General features: G+C 44.7%; 15 protein-coding genes. 11 read left to right on the top strand and 4 right to left on the bottom strand.

Annotation, left to right across the window (positions count from 1 at the left end; all coding sequences use genetic code 11):
• Nucleotides 1-12: 12 nt before the first annotated feature.
• Entirely contained in the window at nt 13-1,050 is a 1,038-nt protein-coding gene (locus R7P35_RS18220) for a DUF3549 family protein (RefSeq protein ID WP_042521407.1), read from the bottom strand.
• A 76-nt stretch (nt 1,051-1,126) separates the two neighbouring features.
• Here R7P35_RS18220 and R7P35_RS18215 point away from each other — a divergent pair, with 76 nt between their 5' ends.
• Together R7P35_RS18215 and truC are read left to right on the top strand one after the other, a co-directional pair.
• A complete protein-coding gene (locus R7P35_RS18215; RefSeq protein WP_042521408.1) occupies nt 1,127-1,441 on the top strand; it encodes a YqcC family protein in 315 nt (104 codons plus the stop codon).
• A 4-nt stretch (nt 1,442-1,445) separates the two neighbouring features.
• Entirely contained in the window at nt 1,446-2,216 is a 771-nt protein-coding gene (gene truC / locus R7P35_RS18210) for a tRNA pseudouridine(65) synthase TruC (protein WP_042521409.1), read from the top strand.
• A gap of 91 nt (nt 2,217-2,307) precedes the next feature.
• Here truC and R7P35_RS18205 read toward each other — a convergent pair whose 3' ends face one another.
• The 3 genes from R7P35_RS18205 to map form a co-directional block, all read right to left on the bottom strand.
• Nucleotides 2,308-2,691, bottom strand: a complete 384-nt coding sequence (locus tag R7P35_RS18205; RefSeq protein WP_042521411.1) for a DUF3461 family protein — start codon at nt 2,689-2,691, stop codon at nt 2,308-2,310.
• A gap of 142 nt (nt 2,692-2,833) precedes the next feature.
• A complete protein-coding gene (gene glnD, locus R7P35_RS18200; protein WP_017636037.1) occupies nt 2,834-5,458 on the bottom strand; it encodes a bifunctional uridylyltransferase/uridylyl-removing protein GlnD in 2,625 nt (874 codons plus the stop codon).
• 108 nt (nt 5,459-5,566) lie between these two features.
• Nucleotides 5,567-6,445 carry a type I methionyl aminopeptidase gene (map, locus tag R7P35_RS18195; RefSeq protein WP_005380326.1) on the bottom strand — a complete coding sequence of 293 codons (879 nt, stop codon included), beginning with the start codon at nt 6,443-6,445 and terminating at the stop codon, nt 5,567-5,569.
• Nucleotides 6,446-6,829: 384 nt separating this feature from the next.
• On the opposite strand from map, the gene rpsB reads away from it, so the two are divergent.
• The 9 genes from rpsB (at nt 6,830) to bamA (ending at nt 16,847) form a co-directional block, all read left to right on the top strand.
• Complete coding sequence (rpsB, locus tag R7P35_RS18190; protein WP_005380327.1) at nt 6,830-7,558, top strand: 30S ribosomal protein S2; 729 nt, start codon at nt 6,830-6,832, stop codon at nt 7,556-7,558.
• Between the two features lie 132 nt (nt 7,559-7,690).
• Nucleotides 7,691-8,536, top strand: coding sequence for a translation elongation factor Ts (gene tsf, locus R7P35_RS18185; RefSeq protein WP_005380328.1), 846 nt, complete (start codon nt 7,691-7,693; stop codon nt 8,534-8,536).
• 147 nt (nt 8,537-8,683) lie between these two features.
• Nucleotides 8,684-9,409, top strand: coding sequence for a UMP kinase (gene pyrH / locus R7P35_RS18180; protein WP_005380329.1), 726 nt, complete (start codon nt 8,684-8,686; stop codon nt 9,407-9,409).
• 100 nt (nt 9,410-9,509) lie between these two features.
• Nucleotides 9,510-10,067 carry a ribosome recycling factor gene (gene frr, locus R7P35_RS18175; protein WP_005380330.1) on the top strand — a complete coding sequence of 186 codons (558 nt, stop codon included), beginning with the start codon at nt 9,510-9,512 and terminating at the stop codon, nt 10,065-10,067.
• Between the two features lie 96 nt (nt 10,068-10,163).
• A complete protein-coding gene (locus tag R7P35_RS18170; RefSeq protein WP_005380331.1) occupies nt 10,164-10,919 on the top strand; it encodes an isoprenyl transferase in 756 nt (251 codons plus the stop codon).
• Nucleotides 10,920-10,931: 12 nt separating this feature from the next.
• A complete protein-coding gene (locus tag R7P35_RS18165) occupies nt 10,932-11,774 on the top strand; it encodes a phosphatidate cytidylyltransferase (RefSeq protein WP_005385351.1) in 843 nt (280 codons plus the stop codon).
• 50 nt (nt 11,775-11,824) lie between these two features.
• Nucleotides 11,825-13,030, top strand: coding sequence for a 1-deoxy-D-xylulose-5-phosphate reductoisomerase (gene ispC, locus R7P35_RS18160; protein WP_005385353.1), 1,206 nt, complete (start codon nt 11,825-11,827; stop codon nt 13,028-13,030).
• Entirely contained in the window at nt 13,030-14,388 is a 1,359-nt protein-coding gene (gene rseP / locus R7P35_RS18155) for a sigma E protease regulator RseP (protein ID WP_005380334.1), read from the top strand. The genes ispC and rseP overlap by 1 nt, the downstream gene beginning before the upstream one ends.
• A gap of 44 nt (nt 14,389-14,432) precedes the next feature.
• Nucleotides 14,433-16,847: an outer membrane protein assembly factor BamA gene (gene bamA / locus R7P35_RS18150; protein ID WP_042521413.1), complete on the top strand. Its 2,415-nt coding sequence runs from the start codon at nt 14,433-14,435 to the stop codon at nt 16,845-16,847.
• Nucleotides 16,848-16,856: the final 9 nt, after the last annotated feature.

Here is a 16,856-nt window from a genome sequence, read left to right as displayed (position 1 = left end):
CCTGAACCTTTCTTAGCTTTTTGTTGTTTGTTGTAAGCTTACTAGCGCATTTGCTAGTTCCTCTGATGGGTTTGAATGCAGCAAAGGCAATAACACCATTCTTAACTCTGGCAGCATCACTAAATCGGCAAATAACTGATTAAATAGGGCTTGATTACCGGTTTGAGCTAAACGCAGCAAAAACTGTTCTGCTACCTCTTCATTGGCGAGTAAGTGCCAAGCGCGACCCGCCACACCAATCAATACCTCCTGATGGCTTAAACGAGGGCTATGCAATATCGCATCTAATACTGGAGAGGCGACTTCTGTTGGTGCACCAGCAAGGGCTCGGATAAGTGCTGAAAGTAGGAAGAGATCAGGTTCGCTACTTGCGATTTCTTGCTGTGCCTTTTCCGCGATACGTTCTGCTAAACGCTCTTGAAGCTCTACATGCTCAAGCGCACCTAATAGTGCATAAAGTGGCTCATTTGGTAGGTGGTTCAACGCTTTGCGTATCATTACCCCGTTTTGCTCTTTTTCCAGGCGAGCGGCTATGTCTGTGATACCTTGCAGACCTACAGTTTGCCAATTATCCCAGCCTAAACCTCCAGAGAAGTAATGCTGGGTATGCTCGTAATATTGGCTGGTAGGAAGATTGAGGTTTGCGCGGACCTGGCTATGAAACACGGCCATTTTATCTTCGGAAGGTTTGAACGTATATGGGTTGTTAGACAGCTTTTGTTGTTGCTCTTCAGTGATATCATCATTGAGGCGTGTTCCCATAGCCTCTACAACGTATTTAATGAAATTGCCGATATCCGCTTGCTTTAACAAACCACGCTCGTCCAATTCAAACTTTAGAAACCAAATCCAAGGTTGCTTTTGTTCATTCCAATAAGCGATGGCAAGGTGTGCTTTACGCTGCATTGGAAATGGGTAAGGTGCTTGACCTTTTTCTACATCGGTAAACTCTTTTTTAGCGATGGTTTTGATACGGCGACCAAGATCGAAGATTTGATAATCACAGTGGCTGTTGTTCAACAGTTGAGTGAGGGTTTGAATGTTTTCCATTAAATACGACGTCCTAACGTTCTTTTCACAAGAAATGGTATCATTCTCGGCTAATTCAAGGTTCGAGATAGAATTAATGGTAACAAATACTCAATTGGTCGACTTACTTCACCAACTTGAAACGCAGCTTAGAGAGCATAAATTGTGGCAATACACTATGCCTTCAGAGCAAGCCTTACAGAGTGCGGAGCCATTTGCGATTGATACGTTGCATCCTCATGAATGGTTGCAGTGGATTTTTATAGCCAGAATGCACGCACTAGTGAAAAATAACCAACCACTGCCAAGAGGGTTTTCTCTCGAGCCCTATTTTTCAGAAGCGTGGAAGCAGGAACCGCAGTTCGCAGAGCTGCTCGTTACAATCCGAACCATTGACGAACTGTGTAAGTAAACGAATGCTAGAACAAGAACTAACGCGATCTTCAGAACCAGTTGAGCTGGAGATCGTTTATCAGGATGAATATTTTGTAGCGGTCAACAAGCCTGCAGGCATGTTAGTGCATCGCAGTTGGTTAGATAAACACGAAACTCAGTTTGTCATGCAAACTTTGCGCGACCAAATTGGTCAGCATGTGTTCCCATTACATCGTCTGGATCGTCCAACATCTGGTGTGCTCGTGTTTGCGTTGTCGAGTGAAGTCGCGTCACAAGTCATGCCGATGTTTGCTGAACATAAAATGGAAAAGACGTACCACGCGATAGTACGCGGTTGGATTGAGGAAGAGGGCGTCTTAGATTACGCGCTCAAAGTCGAGTTAGACAAGATTGCGGATAAGTTCGCTTCACAAGAAAAAGAAGCGCAAGAAGCGGTGACGGAATATAAACCGTTGGCTAAGGTGGAAGTTCCCTATTCGACGGGTAAATTTCCTACAACGCGTTATTGCTTAGTTGAAATGAAACCTAAAACGGGGCGTAAGCACCAACTTCGTCGTCATATGGCACATCTACGCCATCCGATCGTGGGTGATACAACGCACGGGGATGGAAAGCACAACAAGCTGTATCGCACAGAGTTTGATTCTCATCGTTTGCTACTGCATGCTTCAGAGTTACGGTTCGTCCATCCATTTACCGATCAAGAGATTGTCATGACTGCTAATCTTGATGAAACTTGGCAGCAATTGTTCACTCGATTTGAGTGGGATGAATCGATGGTTAACCGATAATCGGTGCAGTTAGATCTAGATAATGATTGGGTACAAATAAAAAGGGTTAGCATCAATGCTAACCCTTTTTTAATATTTAAGACTTAACGTTTTACTTTAGTTTTTCGAGATCCGCTTCGATCTCTGCGATCTTGCTCGAAACGACTTTTTCTAAATGACGAAGGTCTGAAAGAATTTTCTCTTTTACATCAACCTCAGGTTGTTTCGTTGGCTTAGTAATTTTATTCAGTTCATCAATGACTAATGTGAGGTTACGGTTGATTTCCGTTACTTCTTTATATTTGTGACTGCCACTATCAACAAGAACATTTTTGATTTGGCGTGGGTATTTGAATTTAACGCTTTTAGCGAATAGTTCGCCTTTTTGCTTGTGGAAATAGATCTTGAGTACGTCTTTGTGTGCTTCTTGGCGTAGGGAATAACGTTCAATCTGCTTAGGGTCGTGAATACCCAAACCAGCGAGGTGGGGATACATAGGCTACCTCTATTACATCGAATTGATATTGATATAACTGTAGCAGCCTATGTATGAGCTAGATAGCTGATATTTAGCCAAAATGCTTAACTTGTGGGCAAGATCGCTCTCGCCCTGAACCGAAAAGATTGGCAGGTTTGATCTAAGCTGCGACCTCATCAGATAACTTTTCGATCAATCTCTCTCTTAGCTCATCCTGTTGTTCTTCACTTAATCTTCCCCCTGCATCACTGGTTAAAATAAACAAGTCTTCTGCTCGCTCACCAATGGTGGTGATTTTTGCACCGTGAAGGTTGATATTTAAATCAGCAAACGTACGGCCTACTTTGGCCAACAGCCCTGGTGTGTCTAGCGCGACAAACTCCATTAAAGTGTGTTTTTTACCTTTGGTTGGTAAGAAGTCGACTTTGGTTTTCACGTTAAAGTGCTGAAGTTTGTTCGGAGTACGGCGCGTTTTAATCTTGGTTGGTCGGCCCGCCTCCAGTACATGGGTGAGGTGTTTAATCACCGCCGCGTGACGAGACTCATCGATCGCTTCGCCATGTTGATCGAGTACCATAAAGGTATCAATCACGTGCCCATCTTTGCTGGTCATGATTTGCGCGTCGTGTACATTAAAATTACGCCTATCTAACTCCGCCACGACCGTCGCAAATAAAGCAGGCTGGTCTTTCGTATATACAAACACCTCAGTGCCGCCACGAGTGGCTTTTTTACTGATCAAGACCAAAGGCTTAGTCGGATCTTCCATGCGAAGTAAGTGTTCACAGTGCCACGCGATTTGCGTATGAGTATGACGAAGGAAGTAGTCAGCTTTAAAGCGTTGCCACAATACTTCAATTTCGCGCGCGGCAAACCCCTCTTTGCGCAGCATTGCGGAGGCCATTTGTTGATTGTGGCGAATTCGCTCACGCACATCGACAGGGTTCTCTAGCCCTCTGCGTAAAGCACGTTGTGTGGAGTAATACAGCTCTGCAAGTAAAGTTCGTTTCCAAGCATTCCAAAGTTCTGGGTTGGTTGCACAAATATCTGCAACTGTCAGGCATACAAGATAATCGAGAGATTCTTCGTCTCTGACTTTTTTGGCAAACTCGGTAATGACATCGGGATCATAAATGTCTCGGCGCTGTGCGGTGACAGACATTAATAGATGATGTCTTACCAACCAAGCGACAAGTTTTGCTTCGGGCTTCGATAAGCCATGCTCAATACAGAAGTCGTACGCTTCTCCTTCACCGATAATCGAGTGATCGCCGCCACGACCTTTCCCGATATCATGGAAAATAGCGGCAATAATCAGCAGCTCTTTCTTTTGCATCCGTGGGTAGACGTCACAGCAAATAGGGTGCTTCGCATGATTTTCTGGGTCACTAAAAGTGTTGATGTGTTTAAGTAAGCGAATACTGTGCTCATCAACCGTGTAGGCGTGGAATAAGTCAAACTGCATTTGACCAACAATCTGACTCCATTGCGGTAAATAGGCCGCCATAACCCCTAATCGGTGCATGAGGCTGAATGCTTTGTGCAGAGCATTAGGGTGACGACATAACGCCATGAACTTTTCACGTGCAGCAGGAATAGTGTGCAAAAACTTGTTGAGCCGACGGCGAGCGGTGCGCAGTTGACGCAGCGTTGGTGGGCTCACCCCTTCAATAGTTGAGTCGTTAGCAATATGTAAGAACATATCCAGAATAGTTTCTGGGCGAGCTTGGAACAATGCGGGTTTCCGCGCTTCAATTAAAGAACCGCGACGTTGAAAGTCCGTATCGAGAATCTCGGCACTTTCTGTCGCCCCACCATTAATGATCGCTTGGTCAAAGAGTTTGAGTAGCATTTTATTGAGCTCTGCCACACGACGAAGCGTGCGGTAGAACTCTTTCATCATCATTTCTACGCCTCGGTTGCCTTCTCCGACGTAGCCTAGGTTTTCCGCAACTTGTGCTTGATGAGCAAAGGTCAAGCGGTTGTCATAGCGGCGAAGCTCCATGTGCAGAGCGAAACGTACTCGCCAAAGGAAGTCCTGACATTCAACCAATTCTCGGTATTCTGCGTCAGTTAAAAATCCGTATCGGCTCATTTCCAACAATGAAGTAGCACCAAAGTGACGTCGAGCGACCCAGCTTAATGTATGAATATCGCGCAGCCCGCCAGGGGTTGATTTAATGTCCGGTTCTAAGTTGTAGGTCGTGTCGTGGTAACGTGCATGGCGTTCGCGCTGCTCTTGAATTTTAGCGCGGTAAAACGTCTCACTTGGCCAGAAGGAGTCTGATAACACGACTTTCTTCAGTGCCTGAAAGGTGTCCTCGCTTCCACACAGCAGTCGCGCTTCTTGCAGGTTTGTCGCGACCGTTAGATCGGCTTTACCAATTTCAGCACATTCAGTAACGGTGCGAACAGCGTGTCCGACCTCGAGTTTTAAATCCCACAACAGCGTAATGAATTCGCTGATTTTTGCTTCTAACGCGGTTGGCAGTTTATTGTTCGACAGAATCAAAATATCGATATCGGAGAGCGGATGCAGCTCGCCTCGTCCGTAGCCACCAACGGCAACTAGGGAAATGTTGTAAATATCCTTGAAACCAAAATGTTGCCACAAACGATTGAGAAGCAGATCCATATATTCAGCTCTGGCTAAAACCAAGCTTGTTACCGGATGATGATTGAGAAACTCTTGGTTTTGATTAGAGCTAAACTTCTCTAATTCTTGTTTGAGTTCACCGATATTGATTTGTTCATCGGAAAAGGTAAGAGGGGACTGAAGTGTCATATTTGCCATCCGTGCAAGCTAATCTAATAACAATCTAACAAATTTGCGGCAGATAAAAAATATCCCCGCCGAAGCAGGGATATAGTAAACAACGAGTGGTCGTCAGCTTTACGCGTTTTTCATTAGGCGAGGAATCGTATCGTCGCTACGAAGCGTCAGTACTTCACAACCTTCTTTTGTTACAACAATGGTATGTTCCCATTGCGCAGAGTTCTTGCCGTCGCCCGTGTAAACAGTCCAGTCATCTTGTGCATCAACAGAGCAACCAAATTTACCTGCGTTAATCATCGGCTCAATAGTAAAGCACATGCCTTCTTTTAATACGCGGCGGTCTTTGTTCTTGTAATGAACCACTTGTGGTTCTTCATGGAACTCATCGCCGATACCGTGGCCACAGAAGTCTTTCACAATAGAAAACTTGTTGCGAGGATTGTTCTTGTTATTCTCTTTGATGTACTTCTCGATAGCTGTACCGATGTCACCAACCGTTGAACCTGGCTTAACGGTACGCATACCAACGTACAGTGCTTCTTGAGCTACCATGCACAGACGTTTGTTTGCAGGCGAAACATCACCGACTAGGAACATCTTAGAAGTGTCACCATGGTAACCCTGAGGACGCACGCTCAGATCGGCATTCTCATCATTTGGAACGATTACGGTAATATCAACGTTTAAGATGTCACCATCTTTTAGTACCGCCGGCTTCATTTGGCCGTTGCTACCGATTTCGTCTTTTTCCGCTGGAATACCGTGGCATACGATATGGTTGATTGAAGTACAGATCGACTTAGGGAAACCATGGTAATCAAGCGGAGCAGAGTATGCGCCTTTTTCTAGAGCGTACTCATGACAGATTTTGTTTAACTCTTCTGTCGTCACACCAACTTTGATGTGTGGTTCGATCATTTCTAGAATCTCTGCGGCTAGCTTGCCCGCAATGCGCATGCGTTCTATTTCTTCAGCAGTTTTAATCTTGATTGACATTGGCTTTCTCTACTTATTCCTAAGCACGTAAACGTGCGAATGGCCGCATTCTATCAGACATCGGGGCGTTAACCCAAGTTAGATAGGAATATGCATCATTCTTAATTCGATCATATGTTTAAAGTTTTGCTTATAAATAGGAGAAAGTGGCTCGGTGAAGAAATAATTTTTACTAGCCACAGTGAGCTAAAATATGGTATAAAGCGCGCCGGAATAGAGGACTGTTCTCTTCGTTTAGCAAAGTTAAGCGGCGAAGCAAGCTTCATCCGAATAACCTTTTATCTTTAAATCACACACATTCCGTCACATATTCCGGGGTGCTGAGCAGAAGCTTGGTCGGAGTTATGGGGAATGTGGAGGCCTAACCCCATAGAGGATTTTAAAATGGCAACTGTATCAATGCGCGATATGCTAAAAGCTGGTGTTCACTTCGGTCACCAGACTCGTTACTGGAACCCAAAAATGAAGCCATTCATCTTTGGCGCTCGTAACAAAGTTCATATCATCAACCTAGAAAAAACTGTACCAATGTTCAACGACGCTCTAGCTGAACTAGCTAAAGTTGGCGAGAAGAAAGGTAAGGTTCTATTCGTAGGTACTAAGCGCGCTGCATCTGAAGCTGTTAAAGAAGCTGCAATCGCAAGCAACCAGTTTTACGTAAACAACCGCTGGTTAGGCGGTATGCTTACAAACTACAAAACAGTTCGTCAGTCTATCAAGCGTCTAAAAGAACTAGAGACTCAATCTCAAGACGGTACTTTTGACAAACTAACTAAGAAAGAAGCTCTAATGCGTACTCGCGAAATGGAGAAGCTAGAGAAATCTCTTGGTGGTATCAAAGACATGGGCGGCCTACCAGACGCTCTATTCGTAATCGACGCTGATCACGAACACATTGCAATTAAAGAAGCTAACAACCTAGGTATTCCAGTATACGCTGTGGTAGATACTAACTCTAACCCAGACGGCGTTGACTACGTAATCCCAGGTAACGACGACGCGATCCGCGCTGTACAGCTATACCTGAACGCTGCTGCTTCAGCAGTATCTGAAGGTCGTAACAAAGACGTAGCTGCAGTTGCTGAAAAAGACGGTTTCGTAGAAGCTGAATAATAGCGGCTCTGTGTCACACTTGGTCTATGTGAAACCTTTGTGTAGCATAAACTAAGTTATAGTTAGCAATGGGGGCCGACAATGTTAGGCCCCTGTTTTTTACCTTATTTCGAATCAAACGAGGAAGACAGAATGGCAACTGTAACTGCTGCTCTAGTTAAAGAACTTCGCGAGCGTACTGGCGCTGGCATGATGGAATGTAAGAAAGCGCTTGTAGAAGCAAACGCTGACATCGAACTAGCAATTGAAAACATGCGTAAATCTGGCGCAGCGAAAGCAGCTAAGAAAGCTGGTAACGTTGCAGCTGAAGGCGCAATCATCATCAAAGAAGAAAACGGCGTTGCTGTTCTTCTTGAAGTTAACTGCCAAACTGACTTCGTTGCTAAAGACGGTAACTTCACTGCATTCGCAGAAGAAGTCGCAGCTGCAGCTCTAGCTTCAAAAGCTTCTGTTGAAGAACTACAAGCACAATTCGAAGACGCACGTGTAGCTCTAGTAGCTAAAATCGGTGAAAACATCACTATCCGTCGCGTAGAATACGTTCAAGGCACTGCAATCGCTTCTTACCGTCACGGTGAGAAAATCGGTGTTGTTGTTGCTGGTGAAGGCGACGCAGAAACTCTTAAGCACGTTGCAATGCACGTTGCTGCTTCTAAGCCAGAGTTCGTTAACCCAGAAGACGTACCAGCTGACGTAGTAGAAAAAGAGAAAGCGGTTCAAGTTGAAATCGCAATGAACGAAGGCAAGCCTGCTGAAATCGCTGAGAAGATGGTTGTTGGCCGCATGAAGAAATTCACTGGCGAGATCTCTCTAACAGGTCAAGCTTTCATCATGGAGCCTAAGAAAACTGTAGGCGAAATGCTGAAAGAAAAAGGCGCTTCAGTTTCTACGTTCGTTCGCCTAGAAGTAGGTGAAGGTATCGAGAAGAAAGAAGAAATGAGCTTCGCTGAAGAAGTTGCAGCAGCTCAAAAAGGTTAATCCTTAGAGACTGTATAAAGATTAGACCGTAGCCAAGGCTGCGGTCTTTTTATGAGCAGTGAACGATTAGCCGTGATGAATAGCCATAACTGAAGTTGTGTCTATTCATGACTGTTAATCAACAACTCTCTTTGGAAGGTAAACTCCATGACTACGAACCCTAAACCAGCGTATCAACGTATTCTATTAAAACTGAGTGGTGAAGCTCTTCAAGGTGAAGACGGTTTTGGTATTGATCCTGCGGTCCTTGATCGTATGGCACAAGAAGTTAAAGAACTGGTTGAACTGGGTGTTCAGGTTGGTGTAGTTATCGGTGGCGGTAACTTGTTCCGTGGTGCAGGCCTAGCTGAAGCTGGTATGAACCGCGTAGTTGGTGACCACATGGGTATGCTTGCTACAGTAATGAATGGCCTAGCGATGCGTGATGCTCTTCACCGTGCATACGTAAATGCGCGCGTTATGTCTGCAATCCCTCTAAAAGGCGTATGTGACGACTATAATTGGGCTGATGCGATCCGTGAGCTTCGCCAAGGCCGAGTTGTCATCTTCTCTGCTGGTACTGGTAACCCGTTCTTTACAACGGATTCTGCTGCTTGTTTACGTGGTATCGAAATTGAAGCGGATGTCGTACTAAAAGCGACGAAAGTTGATGGTGTATTTACTGCTGACCCTGTAGCAAACCCAGACGCAGAGCTGTATGATAAGCTATCTTATGCAGAAGTTCTGGATAAAGAGCTGAAAGTTATGGACTTGGCGGCGTTTACGCTAGCTCGTGACCACAAAATGCCAATCCGCGTATTTAATATGAACAAGCCAGGCGCACTACGTCGCGTGGTAATGGGCGAAGCAGAAGGCACGCTCATCAACGAATAAGCTTGGCTTAAGGTGCCACTCCAAAGTGTTAGGGTGGTGCTTGCTTTGCTCAACCGTTTTAGGCTTTCTTCAGGAAAGATGACATTTTTAAGGTGAAACTGTGATTAACGAAATCAAAAAAGACGCGCAAGAGCGCATGGATAAAAGCGTTGAAGCGCTTAAGAACAACCTTTCTAAAATTCGTACAGGTCGTGCACACCCAAGCCTACTATCTGGTATTTCTGTAGAATACTACGGTGCAGCAACACCTCTAAACCAAGTAGCAAACGTTATTGCTGAAGATGCACGTACACTTGCAATCACGGTTTTTGATAAAGAGCTGACGCCGAAAGTAGAAAAAGCGATCATGACGTCTGACCTTGGTCTAAACCCTATGTCAGCTGGCACTATCATCCGCGTTCCACTTCCACCGCTAACGGAAGAGCGTCGTAAAGACCTAGTTAAGATCGTCCGTGGTGAAGCTGAAGGTGGTCGTGTTGCTGTTCGTAACATCCGTCGTGACGCAAACAACGATCTTAAAGCGCTTCTAAAAGATAAAGAAATCTCTGAAGATGAAGACCGTAAAGCACAAGACGAAATTCAAAAGCTAACTGACGTTGCAGTTAAGAAGATCGATGAAGTTCTTGCTGCAAAAGAAAAAGAGTTGATGGAAGTTTAATACTCCCACACACATCACTGTTGGAAAACGCTGTGCTCACAGCTCAGCGTTTTTTTATGTTAGTCTATCCAACTGATGGAACTCAATTAACTCCCTATGCAAAATTCTCAAGCCTTCTCTGATTCCCTTCCTAAGCATATTGCCATCATTATGGACGGTAATGGCCGTTGGGCTAAGTCCAAAGGAAAACCTCGCGTATTTGGTCATAAAAAAGGCGTTAGTGCCGTTCGTAAGACCGTGGCTGCTGCTTCAAAACTAGGCATTAGAGCCATGACGCTGTTTGCTTTTAGTAGTGAAAACTGGCGTCGTCCGGAGGAAGAAGTGGGTCTTTTGATGGAACTGTTTATCACGGTCCTGTCTAGTGAAGTAAAAAAACTACACAAAAATAACTTACGGTTGCGCGTGATCGGTGATACCAGTCGATTTAGTGAGCGTCTACAAAAGAAAATTGTAGAAGCAGAAAACCTAACGGCAGATAACACGGGTATGGTGATCAACATTGCAGCCAACTATGGCGGTAAATGGGACATCACAGAAGCTGCTAAAACGTTAGCGCTAAAAGCACGTAACGGTGAAATTCGTGTAGAGGATATCAATGAGCAGCTAATCACTGAACATTTGACCATGGCAGACCTACCGGAAGTGGATCTTTTAATTCGCACCAGTGGAGAGTGCCGAATCAGCAACTTTATGTTGTGGCAAATGGCTTATGCAGAAATGTACTTTACACCAGAGTACTGGCCAGAATTCGATGAAGACAGTTTGGTAGAAGCTGTAACTTGGTTTATCAACCGAGAACGTCGTTTTGGCTGTACAGGTGAACAAATAAAGGCATTGATGGCAGCTCAATAAGGACTAGTTAGTTTGAAACAGAGAATAATAACAGCACTAATTTTAGCTCCCCTGGTTATTTTAGGCATTTTTAAATTACCGCTAATGGGCTTTATTGCCGCTTTAACTGCAATAACGCTATTAGGTTTTTGGGAGTGGACTCAGTTTACAGGAAGCAACTCTCGCATTGCTGCCCTTGTGCCGGCAATCATTATTACCGGACTTAGTTTTCTATACATCTCGCCTGATGCATATAGCCTCAATCACTTAACGACACCTCATTATGTCGTCTTGGGTATTGGTTTTGTTTGGTGGATTATTGCTAGCTTAATGGCGATTACTTACCCCAAAACGACGAAATCTTGGCAAAGTAATTTTGTTTTACGTCATGTATTTGGTTTTCTGACATTAATCCCATTCCTTTGGAGTGTGATTATTCTCAGAGCGTATGACATCACTGTAGATCCATACCACGGCGCAAAGCTTGTGTTGTACGTTTGTTTCTTGGTATGGGCTGCAGATAGCGGCGCCTACTTTGCAGGCAAAAGCTTAGGCAAACGTAAGATGGCTCCTCATGTAAGCCCCAATAAAACCATTGAAGGGCTAATTGGTGGCATTATCACGGCATTAATCGTAGCGTGGGCATTTGCTGATTGGTTCGACATCCAGTTCACTAGCCCTGTCCATATGGTGCTGATTACGCTGGTTACTGTCGTTATTTCAGTGCTTGGTGATCTGGTTGAAAGTATGTTCAAACGTGTCTCAGGCATTAAAGACAGCAGTAACATTATCCCAGGGCACGGTGGTGTGCTAGATCGTATCGACAGCCTAACCGCAGCATTCCCAGTTTTTGCTCTTCTTTACTACGTATTCTAATTTATCAGGAGCGGCGTCGTCGCTCCTGAGCTTTCTAACGGTCTTACAACATGCAAAAGTTAACGATTCTTGGTGCTACTGGATCAATTGGTGCAAGCACGCTTAAAGTGGTCGAACAAAACCCAGATCTGTTTTCTGTCGTTGCCTTAGCGGCAAGCACTAACGTTGAAAAGATGATCGGTCTATGTCGTCAGTGGCAACCTAAGTATGCGGTCATGGCAGATAAAGCTGCGGCGTCTCAACTTCAAGCTGAGCTACACTCGGTTTCGCCAGGTACCGAAGTGCTAGGTGGTGTTGATGCGCTATGCCATATTGCTTCGCTGGACGAGGTCGACAGTGTAATGGCTGCTATTGTAGGAGCCGCTGGCTTATTGCCTACCATGGCTGCCGTGAAAGCAGGTAAGCGAGTCTTGTTGGCAAATAAAGAAGCACTTGTAATGTCAGGCCAGCTATTTATTGATGCTGTAGAAGAATTTGGCGCAGAGCTACTTCCCGTCGACAGTGAACACAACGCCATTTTCCAATGTTTACCACAGCAAGTACAAACCAATCTAGGTCGTTGCAATTTACAAGAACATGGCATTTCTCATATTTTGTTGACTGGATCTGGTGGTCCTTTCCGTTACACTGACATCGCAGAACTGGAGCAGGTGACACCCGCTCAGGCGATCGCTCATCCAAACTGGTCGATGGGGCCAAAAATTTCTGTTGATTCTGCCACGATGATGAATAAAGGCCTTGAGTATATCGAAGCTAAGTGGCTATTTAATGCTGCTCGCGAACAACTGAAGGTGGTTATTCATCCTCAATCTGTGATTCATTCTATGGTTCAGTATCGTGATGGTTCGGTCTTGGCACAAATGGGAGAAGCGGATATGGCGACGCCAATTGCGCTCACCATGTCATACCCGTCAAGAGTAGAAGCTGGGGTTAAGCCGCTAGACTTCACGAAAGTTGGTGAGCTGACGTTTTTGCAGCCTGACTTTGCTCGTTACCCATGTTTAAAACTCGCAATTGATGCTTGTTATGAAGGTCAACACGCAACAACGGCATTGAATGCAGCTAATGAAGTCGCTGTTGATGCATTTTTAAACAACAGACTAGGTTTTACCGATATTGCTCGCATCAATGAGTCTGTGTTGAATAAAATCAACGCAAGCTGCAAGGCTGAGAATGCGAATAGCTTGGAAAGCTTGCTCGAGCTAGATAGAATGGCACGAACTATTGCCCTAGAAACCATACGCGAGCGTAGCTGATGACTGGTATATTGTGGAATCTCATTTCTTTTATCGTCGCACTGGGCATTCTTGTTGCCGTGCACGAATTTGGGCATTTTTGGGTTGCTCGCCGTTGCGGCGTTAAAGTTGAAAAGTTTTCAATCGGTTTCGGCAAGTCTATTTGGAGTAAGGTAGGCAAAGACGGAACGGAGTACAGCATCTCAATGATCCCTCTCGGCGGCTATGTGAAAATGGTTGATAGCCGTGTCGATGAGGTGCCAGAACATGAGAAGCACCTAGCGTTTGATAAGAAGCCGTTATGGAAGCGAACCTCTATTGTTGCGGCTGGCCCCATCTTTAATTTTCTTTTCGCAATTTTTGCCTATTGGCTGGTATTTCTAATTGGTATCCCGGCTGTTAAGCCTGTAATTGGTGAAGTTACGCCCAATTCGATTGTTGCGGAAGCTGGAATTGAATCTGGAATGGAACTTAAATCGATATCTGGTATCAAAACTCCGGATTGGGAATCAGTAAATATGGGATTGATTTCTCATATTGGCGATGATTTGATGACGGTAACACTAACGTCAGCGAATGAAGTTGGTTCAGAAGTAACGAAAACGCTCGATTTACGTGAGTGGAAGTTCGACCCAGAAACTCAGTCAGCGATGCAGTCGTTAGGTTTTGCTCCGTATACACCGGAGGTGTATCGAGTTATCGAGCAGGTCTCGCAAGGTGGAGCGGCGGAAAAAGCCGGTGTGCTTCCAGGTGATGAGGTTGTCGCAATTGGTCAACAACGCGTAACCGAATGGAAGCAAGTGGTTGAAGCGGTTCGTTCTAATCCTGATACACCGCTTGAATTGACGGTGTTACGTCAGGGTTATGAGCAAACATTGACGCTGACGCCCGGTAGCCGTGAGCTAGCTAACAAAGAAGTCGTTGGTTTTGCAGGTATTGCACCTAAAGTCGCAGAATGGCCAGAAAGTTATCGCTTCGATCTTCAGTTTGGTGTATTCGAGTCAATAGGTAAAGCAGTAGACAAAACTGGCCAAGTCATTGGTTTGACAATCAGCATGCTTAAGAAGCTGATTGTTGGAGACGTTGGTCTGAATAATCTGAGTGGACCAATATCAATAGCCAAAGGCGCAGGCGCGACAGCAGATTATGGTTTGGTCTACTTTTTAGGTTTTCTCGCTCTAATTAGTGTTAACCTAGGTATTATTAATCTCGTTCCTTTACCAATGTTGGATGGCGGTCATTTGTTGTTTTTTGCAATTGAAGCAGTCATTCGACGTCCTGTTCCTGAGAAAGTGCAGGAAATGGGCTTTAGAATTGGTGGTGCGATCATCTTCTCGCTCATGGCGTTAGCGCTATTTAATGATTTTACTCGTCTGTGATAGTTCAGAGACAAAAGCAGTAGCAAGGAATAATTAGAACAAGTATGGCGATTAAGCGAATTCTATTTGCAAGTTTACTGGCGACCAGTGTATCTGCAAATGGAGCAGAGAACTTCGTAGTTCAAGATATTGAAATCGATGGATTGCAGCGTGTAGCACTGGGTGCTGCATTGTTGAAAATGCCTGTACGTGTCGGTGATACCATTGGCCAAGGCGATGTTGCAGAAATTATCCGCGCCCTGTATGCATCTGGTAACTTTGAAGATGTGAAAGTGTTGCGTGACGGTGGTGTTCTGATGGTTCAAGTCAAAGAACGTCCTACCATTGCAAGCATCTCTTTTTCAGGTAACAAAGCAATCAAGGACGAGCAGCTACAAGAAAACCTGAACGCGTCTGGCGTTCGTGAAGGTGAAGCGCTTGACCGCACCACGCTAAGCAACATTGAAAAAGGCTTAGAAGACTTTTACTACAGCGTAGGTAAATACAACGCAACAGTAAAAGCGGTGGTTACTCCACTACCACGTAATCGTTCTGACCTTAAGTTTGTCTTTACTGAAGGTGTGTCGGCAAAAATTCAGCAAATAAACTTTATCGGTAATGAAGTGTTCAGTGATGAAGAACTGCTTTCGCGCTTTAACTTAAATGTTGATGTGCCGTGGTGGAATTTCCTTTCTGATGAAAAGTATCAAAAGCAAGTCCTTGCAGGTGATATTGAAGCACTCAAATCATTCTACCTGGATCGTGGTTACTTAAAATTTAACGTTGATTCGACACAAGTTGCAATCTCTCCTGACAAGAAAGGGGTATACATTACTCTTGGTCTAGAAGAGGGCGAGGTTTACACCGTTAAGAACGTGAAGTTCCGTGGTGATTTGATTGGCGAGGAAGCGACGTTCGAAAGACTTGTGCCATTTGAAGACAATGAGACATACAACGGCTCGTTGGTTACTTCAATGGAAGAAGGGATTAAGCGTGTGCTTGGTGAGTCTGGTTATGCTTATCCTCAAGTGAATACCATTCCAGAGTTTGACGACGAGAATCAAGAAGTTTCTTTGGTCGTTAACGTAGACCCGGGTAACCGAATTTATGTTCGTGATATTCGCTTCACGGGTAATAACTCAACCAAAGATGAAGTCCTTCGTCGTGAAATGCGTCAGATGGAAGGCAGTTGGTTGAACTCGAAATCGATTGAAACGGGTAAAACTCGTCTAAATCGTTTGGGCTACTTTGAAAATGTTGAAGTACAGACGGTTCGAGTTCCTGGTAGTGATGATCAAGTTGACCTAGTTTACTCTGTCAAAGAAGCAAACTCTGGTAGTGTTAACTTCGGTGTTGGCTACGGTACAGAATCGGGTGTGAGCTTCCAGGTTGGCCTGCAACAAGATAACTTTATTGGTAGTGGTAACCGTGTTGGTATCAACGCGATGATGAATGACTACCAGAAAAACATCAGTCTAGATTACCGTGATCCGTACTGGAACTTAGACGGTGTAAGCTTGGGTGGTAAGGTTTTCTATAACGAATTTGAAGCTAAAGAAGCCAATATCGTTGACTATACCAACGAAAGCTATGGCGCGAGCTTAACGTGGGGCTTCCCATTCGATGAGTTGAACCGTTTTGAATTCGGCGTCGGTTATACGCACAACAAGATCGGTAACTTATCGCCTTACTTGCAGGTAGAGCAGTTCTTACGAGCACAAGCAGACAACATTGATTCTAGTGGAGCGTTGAACACAAACGACTTCGACTTCAATATCTCTTGGACACGTAATAACTTAAACCGTGGCTACTTCCCTACGGCAGGTAACCATCAGCGTGCATTCTATAAAATGACCGTACCTGGCTCTGACGTTCAATACTTCAAAATGCAGTACGATGTTCGTCAGTATGTGCCATTGACTAAAAAGCACGAGTTTACCCTCTTGTTCCGTGGCCGCTTAGGTTACGGTAATGGTTACGGTCAAACGGATGGTAACGATAACTTGTTCCCATTCTACGAAAACTACTACGCAGGTGGCTTTACATCGCTTCGTGGCTTTGGCTCAAACTCTGTTGGTCCTAAAGCAGTTTACCGTGATACATCTGGTTCAAACAATGGCGCAGATACAGCAACAGATGACTCTGTTGGTGGTAACGCCGTAGCGCTAGCAAGTGTTGAGTTGATTGTCCCAACACCATTTGCATCAGAAGAAGTACAAAACCAAATTCGTACCAGTATCTTCTTTGATATGGCAAGTGTTTGGGATACGGAGTTTGACTACCGCGATTCAGGTGCGGAATATGGTGACCGTTACTACTACGATTACTCAGATCCAACCAACTACCGCTCTTCTTACGGTGCGGCGTTGCAGTGGATGTCTCCAATGGGGCCACTAGTATTCTCACTAGCGAAACCAATTAAGAAATTTGATGGCGATGATGAAGAGTTCTTCACATTCACTATCGGTAGAACTTTCTAAAGAGGAAAA

This window comes from Vibrio sp. Vb0304 (assembly GCF_033338995.1).
GTDB lineage: Bacteria > Pseudomonadota > Gammaproteobacteria > Enterobacterales > Vibrionaceae > Vibrio > Vibrio alginolyticus.
Note: the sequence above shows the minus strand (reverse complement) of the source record. Positions and strands in the feature narration are given on the sequence as shown.